This is a genomic window from Alistipes sp. i18-0019-D1, from assembly GCF_042852885.1.
Classification (GTDB): Bacteria; Bacteroidota; Bacteroidia; order Bacteroidales; family Rikenellaceae; genus Alistipes.
On record NZ_AP031424.1, the window covers coordinates 1,029,484 to 1,042,333 of the forward strand.

The 12,850-nt window shown below is 58.8% G+C and carries 11 protein-coding genes; 8 read left to right on the forward strand and 3 right to left on the reverse strand.

Going from position 1 to position 12,850, the window contains the following annotated elements; genetic code table 11:
- Positions 1-35: 35 nt before the first annotated feature.
- The 5 genes from ACGHP5_RS04200 (at position 36) to ACGHP5_RS04220 (ending at position 5,702) form a co-directional block, all read left to right on the forward strand.
- The gene (locus tag ACGHP5_RS04200; protein ID WP_295905230.1) at positions 36-749 is read left to right on the forward strand and encodes an isoprenyl transferase; all 714 of its coding nucleotides are present in this window, start codon (positions 36-38) and stop codon (positions 747-749) included.
- 23 nt (positions 750-772) lie between these two features.
- Complete coding sequence (locus ACGHP5_RS04205; protein ID WP_295905228.1) at positions 773-3,355, forward strand: outer membrane protein assembly factor; 2,583 nt, start codon at positions 773-775, stop codon at positions 3,353-3,355.
- A 171-nt stretch (positions 3,356-3,526) separates the two neighbouring features.
- Positions 3,527-4,033 carry an OmpH family outer membrane protein gene (locus tag ACGHP5_RS04210; protein WP_295905226.1) on the forward strand — a complete coding sequence of 169 codons (507 nt, stop codon included), beginning with the start codon at positions 3,527-3,529 and terminating at the stop codon, positions 4,031-4,033.
- A gap of 31 nt (positions 4,034-4,064) precedes the next feature.
- On the forward strand, positions 4,065-4,610 hold the full coding sequence (locus ACGHP5_RS04215; protein ID WP_290532901.1) for an OmpH family outer membrane protein: 546 nt from the start codon (positions 4,065-4,067) through the stop codon (positions 4,608-4,610).
- Between the two features lie 306 nt (positions 4,611-4,916).
- Complete coding sequence (locus tag ACGHP5_RS04220) at positions 4,917-5,702, forward strand: helix-turn-helix domain-containing protein (protein WP_390568111.1); 786 nt, start codon at positions 4,917-4,919, stop codon at positions 5,700-5,702.
- Between the two features lie 11 nt (positions 5,703-5,713).
- On the opposite strand, the gene ACGHP5_RS04225 is transcribed toward ACGHP5_RS04220, so the two are convergent.
- Positions 5,714-8,089, reverse strand: a complete 2,376-nt coding sequence (locus tag ACGHP5_RS04225; RefSeq protein WP_337772522.1) for a BamA/TamA family outer membrane protein — start codon at positions 8,087-8,089, stop codon at positions 5,714-5,716.
- A gap of 4 nt (positions 8,090-8,093) precedes the next feature.
- Entirely contained in the window at positions 8,094-8,840 is a 747-nt protein-coding gene (locus ACGHP5_RS04230; RefSeq protein WP_295905220.1) for a nitroreductase family protein, read from the reverse strand.
- Between the two features lie 135 nt (positions 8,841-8,975).
- On the opposite strand from ACGHP5_RS04230, the gene dapF reads away from it, so the two are divergent.
- From dapF to ACGHP5_RS04245, 3 genes are read left to right on the forward strand one after another with little or no spacing between them, the layout of a single operon-like run.
- Positions 8,976-9,782, forward strand: a complete 807-nt coding sequence (gene dapF / locus ACGHP5_RS04235) for a diaminopimelate epimerase (protein ID WP_295905218.1) — start codon at positions 8,976-8,978, stop codon at positions 9,780-9,782.
- 20 nt (positions 9,783-9,802) lie between these two features.
- Positions 9,803-9,994 (forward strand): hypothetical protein, encoded by a 192-nt coding sequence (locus ACGHP5_RS04240; RefSeq protein WP_290532906.1) that lies wholly within the window; start codon positions 9,803-9,805, stop codon positions 9,992-9,994.
- Between the two features lie 11 nt (positions 9,995-10,005).
- Entirely contained in the window at positions 10,006-10,806 is an 801-nt protein-coding gene (locus ACGHP5_RS04245) for an alpha/beta hydrolase (RefSeq protein ID WP_337772519.1), read from the forward strand.
- A gap of 10 nt (positions 10,807-10,816) precedes the next feature.
- Here ACGHP5_RS04245 and ACGHP5_RS04250 read toward each other — a convergent pair whose 3' ends face one another.
- Entirely contained in the window at positions 10,817-12,829 is a 2,013-nt protein-coding gene (locus ACGHP5_RS04250) for a calcineurin-like phosphoesterase family protein (protein ID WP_337772517.1), read from the reverse strand.
- Positions 12,830-12,850 lie beyond the last annotated feature (21 nt).

Genomic DNA, 12,850 nt, shown 5'->3' on the forward strand with positions numbered 1-12,850 from the left:
AGTTAATAGAATTTTCCCTATATTTGTGCCCTAATATGAGCGATCAGAAACGCATACCGCAACACGTCGCCATCATCATGGACGGCAACGGCCGCTGGGCCGAGTTGCGCGGCAAGGAGCGTTACGAAGGCCATGCGGCGGGCGTCGAACCCGTGCGGGCGTCGTTGCGCGCCGCGGCGCGCTGGGGTGTGAAGTACCTGACGCTCTATGCGTTCTCGACCGAGAACTGGGGACGGCCCGCGGAAGAGGTGGACTCCCTGATGGAGCTTTTCTGCAAAAGCGTCGTCAACGAAACGCCCGAACTGGTCCGCCAGGGCGTCGAGGTGCGCATGATCGGCGACCGGAGCCGTTTTTCCGAGAAGGTGCAACGCTACCTGGCAGAAGCCGAGGAGCGTACCGCCGGAGGACGGACGCTGACGCTGATCCTGGCGCTCAACTACTCGTCGCGCAGCGAAATAACGCACGCCGTGCAGCAGATCGCGCGGCGCGTGGAGGCCGGCCAGATCGCCCCGTCGGAGATTTCCGAGGGCACGATCAGCACCGCGCTCTACACGGCCCCCTACCCGAACCCCGACCTGATCGTCCGCACCAGCGGCGAACAGCGGTTGAGCAACTTCCTGCTGTGGCAGGCCTCCTATGCCGAACTGTGGTTCCCCGAAGTGCTGTGGCCCGACTTCACGGAGGAGGAGTTCGACCGCGCGGTGGAGGAATACGCACGGCGCGATCGCCGCTTCGGACTGGTTAAATAGATGACTTTACTAGATTTAAATAGATGAATTATTCCGGTAAGATATTCACGGCAGCAGCTGCCCTCGTGCTTTGCTGCTCGAATATATTCGCCCAGGAGCAGAATCCGCAGGACACGACGGCGGCTCCGAAGCCTGCGATTTCAGAAAACGCCCCGATGTTCCGAAGCGAGGGCGAACCCAGGCTCTATTACATCCGCAACGTCAACGTCCACGGCGTGCAATACCTCAACCCCGAGATCCTCAAGTCGTCGGCCGGACTGATCGCAGGCGACTCGGTCTACCTGCCGAGCAACTTCATCTCCAACGCCATTTCACGGCTCTGGAGCCAGCGTTTTTTCTCGGACGTGAAGATCGGCGCCGAGATCGAGGGCGACAGCCTCGACCTGGAGGTGCTCCTCAAGGAGCGTCCCCGTGTCTACAACTGGGAATTCGAGGGCATTTCGAAGGGCAAGAAGAAGGACCTGCTGGAAAAACTCAAGCTCAAGCGCGGCAGCGAACTCTCGGACTACGTCATCGACAAGAACAAGAAACTCATCCATAACTACTGGGCCGAAAAGGGATTCCGCAATACGGAGGTGGACGTGCGCATCGACAACGACACGCTGCGCCCGGGACAGGCCGTGACGGTGACCTTCCTGATCGACCGCAAGGACAAAGTGAAGATCGGCAAGATCAACTTCGTCGGCAACGAACAGTTCAACGACAAACGCCTGCGCCGCACGTTCAAAAAGACCCACCAGAAATCGATCAACTTCTTCAAGGGGGCCAAACTCAACGAGAACGACTACGAGGCGGACAAGGAGCTGCTGATCGACTTCTACAACTCGCGGGGCTACCGCAACGCCACCATCGTACGCGACTCGATCTACCCGATCAACGAGAAACGGCTGGGCATCGACCTCGAAGTGTCGGAAGGCAACAAATACTACATCCGCAACGTCTCGTGGGTGGGTAACTCGGTCTACGAAACCGAAGGTCTGCAACAGATGTTCGGCGTCAAGAAGGGCGACATCTACGATAAGAAGACGATGCACAAGCAACTGGGTATCGGCAAGGAGACCGATCCCGAAGCGGCATCCGTGTCGTCGCTCTACCAGAACGAAGGCTACCTGATGTCGCAGATCGAACCCGCCGAGACGATCATCGCCCCCGACTCGATCGACATCGAGGTCAAGGTCTTCGAAGGCAAGCAGTTCACCATCAACGAAGTCGGCATCACGGGCAACCAGCGCGTCGACGACGAGGTGATCCGCCGCGAGCTGGACACCCGTCCGGGAGAACTCTACAACCGCGCGCTGCTGATGCGCACCATCCGCCTGCTGGGTTCGATGGGACACTTCAACCCCGAGGCCATCATGCCCGACATCAAGCCCGTTTCGAACGAACTGGTGAACGTCAACTGGCCCCTTGAGGAGCAGGCTTCCGACCAGTTCAACATCGCCGGCGGCTGGGGTTCGGGAACCTTCGTAGGCTCGGTCGGCATCACGCTGAACAACCTCTCGATCAAAAACACCTTCAAGAAAGGCGCATGGCGTCCCTACCCGATGGGCCAGAACCAGCGGCTTTCACTCTCGGCGCAGACCAACGGCACGTATTACAAGGCCTTCGCGTTCAGTTTCACCGACCCCTGGATGGGCGGCAAGAAACCCAACTCGTTCACCCTCTCGGCGCACTTCTCGGAGCAGAACAACGCCTATTACGTATGGCAGACCAGTACGCAGTACTTCCGGACCTACGGCGTCGCAGCCGGTCTGGGCAAGCGTCTGAACTGGCCCGACCCCTATTTCACGTTCTACGCCGAAGCCAGCTACGAACGCTATGCGCTGAAAAACTGGTCGTCGTTCGTGATGACGAACGGCGCGGCCAACTTGGCATCGATCAAGCTGGTGTTCGGCCGCAATTCGGTCGACCAGCCGATCTACCCGCGCCGCGGTTCGGAGTTCAGCGCCTCGGTGCAGGCCACGCTCCCCTACTCGCTCTGGGACGGCAAGGACTACAAGAAACTGGAGCAGATCGCCAACAGTTCCAGCTCGACCACCGCAGAGGCCGACCGGGCCAACCAGGAGCGCTACCGCTGGGTGGAGTTCCACAAATGGCAGTTCAAGGCGCAGTGGTTCCAGTCGTTCCTGAAAAACTCGAACCTCGTGCTGATGCTCAAGGCCGAAATGGGATACCTCGGCAGCTACAACAAGTATAAGGTTTCGCCTTTCGAACGTTACGAAGTCGGCGGCGACGGCATGTCGGGATACAATATATACGGTATCGACATCATCGCGATGCGCGGTTACGAGGACGGCGCGCTCGACCCGGGAAGCAACTACTCGCGCGGCTACAACAAATACACCGCCGAACTTCGCTACCCGATCATCCTCAAGCCTTCGTCGCAGATCTACGTGCTGGGATTCCTCGAAGGCGGTAACGCCTTCGACTCGTGGAAGAAGTTCTCGCCCTTCAAGATCAAGCGTTCGGCCGGTTTCGGCGTCCGCCTCTACCTCCCCGTGGTGGGTATGCTCGGCATCGACTGGGGTTACGGATTCGACGCTCCGGCCAACTCCTCGACCAAGAGCGGCAGCCAGTTCCACTTCGTCCTGGGACAACAATTTTAACAGGAGCCGAACGGCCGCCCCTGCGGACCGGTGTTCAAAATCCCCTGAATCCCCTTTGCCAAAGGGTGTTCAAATAAAACGGGGCGTGGCAATAAATTTGAAAGAAAAGAGTTATATTTATAGCAGAAATCCGGAAAACCGGCTGAATATTAACTTAAAAACAACAGGAATATGAAACGGCTGATTTTAATTGCGGCATTCATTCTGACGGCAGGGACACTCGCGGCACAGAACTACATAATCGTCAACAGCGAGAAAGTGTTCAAATCGATCGACGCCTACAATACGGCTATTTCCGACCTGGATAAGCTCGCCAAGCAGTACCAGGACCAGGTAGACGCCAAGTTTGCCGAGGTCGAGGCGCTTTACAACAATTACGTGAGCCAGAAAACCTCGCTCTCGGCCGCAGCGCGCCAGACCCGCGAAAACGCCATTCTGAACAAGGAGAAGGAGGCGCAGGAGTATCAGGAAAGCCTGTTCGGGCAGGAAGGCACGCTGATGAAGAAACGCATCGAGATGATCTCTCCGATCCAGAAACGGGTCTTCGCCGCCATCGAGACCTACGCCAAGCAGGCAGGCGCCGACCTGGTGCTCGACTCGGCGAACAACCCCACGCTGCTCTACACCAACCCTTCGGTAGAGCGGACGCAGCAGGTGATCGACGCACTCAAAAAATAACCGACATCAAAACATTAACTGATAAAACTGTATGAAAAAAGCAATCAAACTGACCCTTGCGGTTGTGCTGGTGATGGGCTCCACATCGCTCTTCGCCCAGAAATTCGGACGCATCAACACCCAGGAAATCATCATGGCGATGCCCGAGACCAAGACGATGCAGGAAAACATGGACACCTTTGCCAAGGAACTGTCGGACAACATCGAGACGATGAACGTCGAATTCAACACCAAACTGCAGGATTTCCAGAAAAACTACAACACCTTCAGCGACGCCATCAAGGAGGTGAAGGAGAAGGAGCTGAACGATATGCAGACCCGTACCCGCGAGTTCCAGGAGCGCGCACAGCAGGATTACCAGAAGAAACAGAACGAACTGCTCGCCCCGATCATCGACAAGGCGAAAAGCGCCATCGACAAGGTAGCGGCCGCAGGCGGATTCCTGGTCGTGTTCGACACTTCGACGGGATCGCTGGCCTATTTCGACGAAGCTACGCTGACGGACGTTGCACCCGCCGTGAAGAAGGAACTGGGCATCACCGACGCCCCCGCAGCAGCAGCACCTGCCGCCAAATAAATCTTCATGCGGAGCATCCGCCGACAGACCATCGAGCGCCGACCTTACGGGTCGGCGTTTCCGTTTTCATGGACCGGCAGGTCGAAAAGCGCGCGGTAGTGTTCATAAAGTCGAAGAATCGGACTTTTTGAATGATAACCAGCGGATTATTATTATATTTGTCGAAATTCAAGCGAAACAATGAACAAGACAAAATCAGAAATGCCGATATCGAGTTTTACCCTGAACGAACTCGTCACAATGGCCGGAGGCGAAAGGCGTCCGGGAATTATGGGCGAATGCATCGCCGCAAACAGCGCATCGGAAATGGAGATATTCCGGTTCCCGAGCCGCCTCGACGCTTTCATCATCGGTGTCGGAACCGAAGGCGAGACCTCCCTCACGTCAAACCTGCAGGAGTTTCGGCTCAAAAAGAATTCGCTCTTCATCTTCAACCCGAAGGACATCCTGCAAGTGCAATCCAACGACCGTTTCAAGGCCCATCTTATCGTCATCACACCGGATTTCCTCAAGCGCATCAACATCGACACCAAACGCATGATGCCGCTTTTCCTGCAATTCGGCTCGCTTCCCTGCATGGAACTCACGCACGCCGAAAGCCAGTCGCTCCGGAGTTTTATCTCAATAGTCGAGCAGGAGCTGAAAGGCCCGGAGACCGATTTTTCGAGCGAGATCATCGGCGGGCTGATCGCCGCGACGATCTACAAGGTCGGGGACATCCTGACCCACTACCTCACGGAACACCCCGAGGTCGACAGCCCGATGCACAACCGTGCGGAGGAGTATTTCAAGCAGTTCACCGAACTGCTCGGCGAACACTACAAGCACGAACGCAGCGTGGGATTCTACGCCCGGCAGCTGTGCATCACGCCCAAATACCTCACCACGCTCATCAAGCGCATCAGCGGCAAATCGGTATCGGAATGGATCGACAGCTACGTGATCCTCGAAGCCAAGACGCTGCTCAAATATTCGAACATGAGCGTGCAGGAGATCGCCTATTACCTGAATTTCCCCAACCAGTCGTTCTTCGGCAGTTACTTCAAGCGCAATGCCGGCATGTCGCCGTCGCAGTACAAGGCAAAGCAGTAAAGAGCTGAACGTTAAAACGGGTAACCCACGCCGAAGTTGAGCGCCGTGTTCTTCCACTTGAAATTGTGGATCCACCGCTCGCCCGAAGGGTTGTTGGGGTTATGCAGCTGGATACCCCAGTCGAGGCGCAGCACGGCGAACTTGATGTCGAAACGCAGGCCGAGTCCCGTGTTGAATCCCAGCTGTTTGTAGAAACGGTCGAAGCGGAAGACCGTATCCTCGGACTCCCCCGAATAGTGCCGGATATACCAGATGTTGCCCAGGTCGAAGAAGGTCGCGCCGTGGATCATGCCCCAGACCGGGAAGCGCAGTTCGAGGTTGGCCTCCAGCTTCACGTCGCCCGTCTGGACCGGAAAATCGTTGTGAGGATTGGCCACCGAACCCTGCCCGAGGGTTCGGGGCGTCCAGCCGCGCATGCCGTTGCTGCCGCCGCAGTAGAACTGGCGGTCGAAAGGCACGGACGAAGAGTTTCCGTAGGCCATCGCCACGCCGCCGTAAAGCCGCCCCACCAGCGCCGTAGCGTCTCCCAACATGACTTTCCGGCTGACGCTCAAATCGGTGCGGAAATACTGCGAATACTCGATACCGAAAATCGTATACTGCTCCTTTCCTTTGGCCGGCGAGAAGAAGGCGTGCTCGACGGCATCGATCAGGTTGCCGGCGGTCTCGGCGTTGAAACGGATATTCGTGGCGTTTCCGCCGAGGTTCTTACGCTGGTTGTTATAGCCGTAGCCGAACGAAAGGCCGCCGATGAACTGGGTCTTGAAACTGTTGATCAGGTATTTGTTGGAGGTGTTGCCCAGGAATTCGGGATCGACCGGGCGCGTCATGTCGACCACGTTGATGTCGATCGGCCGCAGCGAGAAGGACGAATAGCGGCTGTTGGTCCACATGTAGGTAATGCCGGCGCTCGAAAGCGTACGGGCGTAATAGGGGCGGTCCTGGAAATTGATCGACAGTTCGACCTTGGTCTTCGGCTGGTTGACCGTGCGGAAACGGCCCGTGCGCCAGGGCACGAGGAACCGCGGGAAGGTCAGTCCGGTCGTGACGCCGAATTCGGTGGCCCGCTTGCGCTTGGCGTCGGGAGCCTTCATGAATTCGTAACCCGCCGTGAAGGAGAGGTCGAACGACTCGGCGCCGCGGAAAATATTGCGGTTCTGATAGCCGACAGTGGCTTTCAGACCGTAGAAACTCGACGTGGTGCTGCCTTCGAGGTCGACCTTGACGCTCTGCTTGAGCGTCGGCGTACAGAGGATGTTGCACGCCAGGTAACCTTCGCGCGTGTAGAGCGTCTGCGTCGAGTCGGCCGAAGCGCCGATGAAGGAGACGATGTCGGTGACGTCGGCAGACCGGGGCTGCTCCTCGAAAGCGATCTTGGCGCTCTTGAAGTACCCCAGCGCCATCAGGTCGGAGTAGGCACGGTTGACCTGCGACGAATTGTAGACGTAGTTGGGATAGAGCGGCACGGCCTGCCGGAGCACCGAAGGACGCAGATTGGGCCGTTTCTCGTAGATGATGTTCAAACCGCGGTAGTAGACCGTATCGAGCCGCGAAAGCAGCGTCGTGTCGGTCCGTGCGACAGTGGGGTCGTAATCGGGGAAAATGTTGATCCGGTCGATACGGTAGACCATGTTGTTGTCCATCACGGGCAGTCCGCGTTCGTCGTAGCCCGTAAGGTACTGCTTGACGATCAGCCGCAGGTCGATCAGCCGCTCCTCCTCGAACATCCGCGCGGCATAGGAGATGTTGTTGACCGAGAAATTGTAGTAGCCCCGCTCCTTGAGGTAGGCGGCGATACGTTCCCGCTCGGCATCGAGGACCGACACGTCGTAAATATCGCCCGTATGCAGCAGCGTATTGACGGTGTCGGGCAACACGATCTGTTCGAGGAACTTGTCCTGGAACTCGTAGGAGATGGAGTCGATGCGGTAAGGCTCGCCCTGGCGCGTGCGGAAGGTGACCGTCGCACGCTTGCGGCGCGAAACGGTGTCGACCTGGTAGGTCGCCTGCGAGGAGAAAAAACCTTTCGAATCCATGTAGACCTTCAGGTTTTCGGCGCTCTTTTCCGTCAGCCCCATGTCCAGCGTCACGGGCGCCTGCCCGATCTTGCGTTTCCAGTCGTTCCAGCGGTTGTCCTTCGCGGGGTCGGCCTGCTCGTAGAGCCAGACGTAGAAATTCGTCCCGAGGAAGCGTTTGTTGGGAGTCTGGCGCACGTACTTCTCCATGTCGGAAGCCGTGATGCGCTCCTTGCGGGGCGTGGACCGGTCGTCCTCGATCCGGACTTTTTGCAGGAAATATTCGCCTTCGGGAATGTGGCGCGTGACGCTGCACGCCGAGCACAGCAGGCCCAGCAGCGCAACGGCGAATATGCGACACGATCCCCGCACGGCGTCAGTTGTTGAAGAATCCTTTCTCTTTCAGAAGGGCGAAATAGGACTCCGAGATGGCGAGGTTGTCCTTGCGCACGTAACGCCGCTGGGTGAAGACCTTCGCCAGATTCGGGAGATCGTTCTCCGCCAGCAGGCGTTTGGTCAGCTCCGACTCTTCGCGCTCGGCCCACAGTTCGTCGATCTCGGCGGCCGTGTAATCGGTGTATTTCTCGTAGTGGACCACGGCTTCGAGCGGCAGGCGGTCGGTCAGTTCGGGCGACTCGTCGGGATAGCCCATGACCACGGTGGTGAGGGGAATGACCCCCTTCGGAAGTTCCAGAATCTGCGAAATGTCGCCCGCGGTGTAGATCGTCGTACCGAGGTAGCAGATGCCCAGCCCGTGCATTTCGGCCTCGACGCAGAGGTTTTGCGCGGCCAGCAGGGCGTCGGTCGAAGCGTTCAGGAACCACGCGAAGTTGTCGTAGGCGGGGTCGGCATCGCGCTGCTCGCACCACATCGTGAAGCGGTGAATATCGGCGCAGACGGTCACCACGCACGGAGCCTGGCGGACCATCGGCTGGTTGAAATGGCACGGCGCAAGTTTCTCGCGGAGAGCCTGATCGCGGGTCACCACCAGCGAATAAAGCTGCATATTGCCGCAGGTCGAGGCGCGCGAGGCGGCTTCGAGGCACTCGCGCAGCACCTCCTCGGGAATGGGCGTCGGGCGGAATTTACGTATCGAACGATGCTTGAAAAGCACACTTTTCATAAAGATCTGTTTTTTGAATCCTGGCATAAACAATACAATCCGCCCGCCGTTGCACGCCCGGGCGGATATTTTTCACAAAATTAGCAAAACTTTTAGAAGTTTTACTATTTTTGCCAAGACATAACCATTCAAAAAGTGCAGACGGCATTTGCAAAATACGAAGGCGCAGGCAACGACTTCATCCTGATCGACAACCGCGAAGGCGGCTTCACGCCCCGTGCGGAACTGATCGCAGCCTTGTGCGACCGTCATTTCGGCATCGGGGCCGACGGGCTGATGACCCTCGCCCGCAACGCGGAGATCGACTGTTCGATGCGTTATTACAACGCCGACGGATCGGAGGGAGAGATGTGCGGCAACGGCGCCCGCTGTTTCGCGCTTTTCGCCGAGCACCGGGGCATCGGCGGGGAGACCAAGTTCTTCGATGCCGCGGACGGGCTTCACACCGCCCGCATCCGCCGGCTGAAAGGCACTTCGGGAGAGATCGAACTGGGCATGACCGCCGTGCGGGAGATCCGCACGGGCGACGGCTGGTGGTTTCTCAACACGGGCGTCCCGCACTACGTCGAATTCGTCGACGAACTCGAAACGGTCGACGTTACCGGCCGCGGACGGGCCATCCGCCGCGACACGGCGCGCTTCCCGCAGGGCACGAACGTCAATTTCGTGCAGATCGCAGGCGACGGAGCGATCCGCATGCGCACCTACGAACGCGGCGTGGAGAACGAGACCCTCGCCTGCGGCACGGGAGCCACGGCGGCGGCCATCGTGACGGCCTTCGCGCGACAGCCCCACACGACCGATTTCCGCATCACCGTGCCCGGAGGTGTGCTTGCGGTACGGTTTTCGCATGAACAGGGAACACAAACCTATACGGACATCCGCCTGACGGGACCGGCGCGCCGCGTCTTCGAAGGAGTGTTCGACAGCGAAAATTTCTAAAACCAACCATTCATTTCCCCATGAGAACACAAAAGGGAATCCGCGAACACGACGCGGACGAACTTCGGAAAGCCAAACGTCTCGAACCGATACGCAAGAGCGGCAAGGAACGCCACGCGCTTTACAGCAGTTTCGCCGAAGAGGACGAAGAGGAGATCCTGCCCCTCAAACGCGAATCCGTCCTCGACTACCTCGACGAAGAGGAGGAATAAATCCGGATTCAATGACCGAAAAATTCATCATGGCGGGTCCCACCGCCCTGCACATCTGCGACTCCCAGAAAGGGGACAAATGCGTCGTGCTTCTGCACGGATACCTCGAATCGATGCTCGTCTGGGAAGATTTCGTTCCATTCCTCTACAAGGAACTCCGCGTGGTTACGTTAGACCTGCCCGGCCACGGCATCTCGGTCGTGACGGGCGAGGAGCATTCGATGGAGTTCCTCGCCGACACGGTGGCCGACGCCCTCCGGGCGCTGGGAATCCCCCGCTGCACGCTCGTCGGGCACTCGATGGGCGGCTACGTGGCCCTGGCCTTCTGCGAGCGCCATCCCGAAATGCTCGAAGGGCTGGTGCTGTTAAGCTCGACGCCCAATGCCGACACGCCGGAGAAGGCCGGGAACCGCCGCCGCGAAATCGCCCTCGTAAAGGCCGGGAAAAAGGATGCGCTGGCCCGCGTGGCCCCCGAAGCGGGCTTCGCCGAGGACAACCGCACCCGGATGAAAGACTACATCGAGGACCTCACCGAACAGGTCGCGGTCACCGAAGACGAGGGAATCGTGGCACTGCTCAACGGCATGATCGCCCGCAAGGACCGGAACGAAATGCTGCGCGCCTCGAAGGTTCCCCAGCTCTTCATCCTCGGCCGCAAGGACGGCTACATTCCGGTCGAAGCGGCCGAAAAGATGGTGGAAGGGCATCCGCAGGCCCGGGTCGTATGGCTCGAAAACAGCGGCCACATGGGATTCCTGGAAGAACCGGAAACCACGGCCCGGGCGATCCTCGATTTCGTCAACGGCAAATAGCGCCGTCCCGCTACTCGGCATAAATATTGAAGCTCTTCGGACGCTTCATCTCTTCGGTATAGACCCTGCCGAAACGGTCCGTCACGGTGATACGGAGGGTCGACACGGGACTTGACGCCTGCACGCTGAACAGGTGTCCCATTTTGTTGGCTGTGAACGACGGTCGGCTGCCCTTGTTCAGGCGCGGAATCGTATAGGTGATCAGGTGCAGGGGGTCGTACTCCCAGAGCCGCGTCACGGCGAGGGCGCCGCGCCCTTCCTCGGCCACCTCGATCTTCCACGCGGGGTCCCAGTTCCAGCAGTTGATGTAGACGCAGTTGTCGCTGCGCTGCCGGTCGAACGACTTTCCGTAGGCCTGCTGCGAGAACCAGTCGCGAATCGCGACCGGAGTGCCGTCGACCGTGATGGTCCTGTCGTCGAGATACGTCGCGGGATCGAGCCAGACCTTGTTCATGTCGTAGGTCCGGAACTGTATGTCGCGGTCAAGCCCCGTCCCCTTGTAATACCATGTCAAATCCTTGCCCTCCAGCTCGTAAACCCCATAGCCGCCCGGCGTTCCGTCCTTGCAGATATGACGGTCGGTATAGACGCCCGACCACCACCAGCAGGCACAGACGGCGCCCGTATTGTGGTCGATAACGGCATCCGTGAGCTGGCAGTTGCGGTTGTCGTGGCTGTGTCCCGAGAGCACGTGAACCTCCGAAAAACCTTCGAAGCAGTCCAGCAGTTGTCCGGCACGCGCCTCGTCGTAATAGGTGTTCCCGAACGAAGCATTGGGATAGGCCAGCGGCGCGTGCACCAGAACGAACAGCGGGGCCGTCCGGTCTTCGACCAGCGCGAGGTCCTTTCGCAGCCACGCCAACTGGTCTTCGGTGACATAGTTCTTATAGGACTTGTCCCCGATCGTTCCGACGGCTCCGCCGTTGTTGATATAGGCGATGTCGTCGAGGCAGACGAAGTGGGCTTTCCCGATATTGAACGAATAGTAGGTCGGCATCACCAGGTCGCGCCACTGCTGCGTGGCGGCCAGGTCCTCGGTGCAATAAGGGTCGTGGTCGTGGTTGCCGATGCAGTGGAAAGCGACCGTATTGAGGTCCTTCATCTCGGTGACGAAATCGTTGAGCGTGAAATAGTTCTTATACCAGTACTCGTCCCACGCCAGGTCGCCCATCGTCAGGATGTAGACCGGGCGCTGTTCGGTCAGGATGAGGCGGTTGACGTCGTCGACGAAATCGCGGAACTGCTCCAGGTCGTTGTTGCGGCGCGCCAGGTGGTAGTCCGTGGAGGCGACCAGCATGCAGCGGTCGTTGTCCACAGGGCGGAGCGTAAAGTCGAACTGTTCGACCGAGAGGTTCGTCGCCATGAACCTGCGCGAAATCTGCGGAATGTTCATCACCGTCTCGGGCATGTACCCCGAAGGGGTCGAAATGAAGACGCGGCCCAGCGATTTGTCCGAATAGAGGTAATAGCGCCCCTGTGCGTCGGTCGTGACGACCTCGACGCCGTCCGAAACGGCCACGCCGGGGAGCGGGTTGCCGTTCTTGTCCCGCACGACGCCCTTCACGTTCATGCCGGCGACGTCGGGCAGCTCTTCCAGCATGTCCGTATTGCGGATGCGGACGCTCACCCGACCGAGCCGCTGTTCCTGCTGCGCGCGCCGCACGACGACCGCATAGGTTCCGTCGGGCAGTCCCCGCGGAATCGTCACCACGGCCTTGTCGGCCGCGGCCTCCATCGGCAGGAAATAGACCTTCACCGTGCCGCCGCCTTCAGCGACCAGTCGGAAGAGGTCCTCTTCGCCGAATCCGTGTCCGCGGACTTCGAAGGTATCCCCCACGGCGGCCACGATCTCATCGCCTGGCAGTCCGACATCGGTCACCCAGACCGCCTCGGTCACGGGAGGCCGGATTTCGCGGGTGTTGTCCCGCTCGCAGGCGATGCAGATCAGGGAAACGGCCAGGACCGCGAAGAGCAGAACCACGCCCCGGCAAAATAACGAACTGAAAATTTCGATGCGTTTCATAGTGTCTCTTTATTCGTTGAA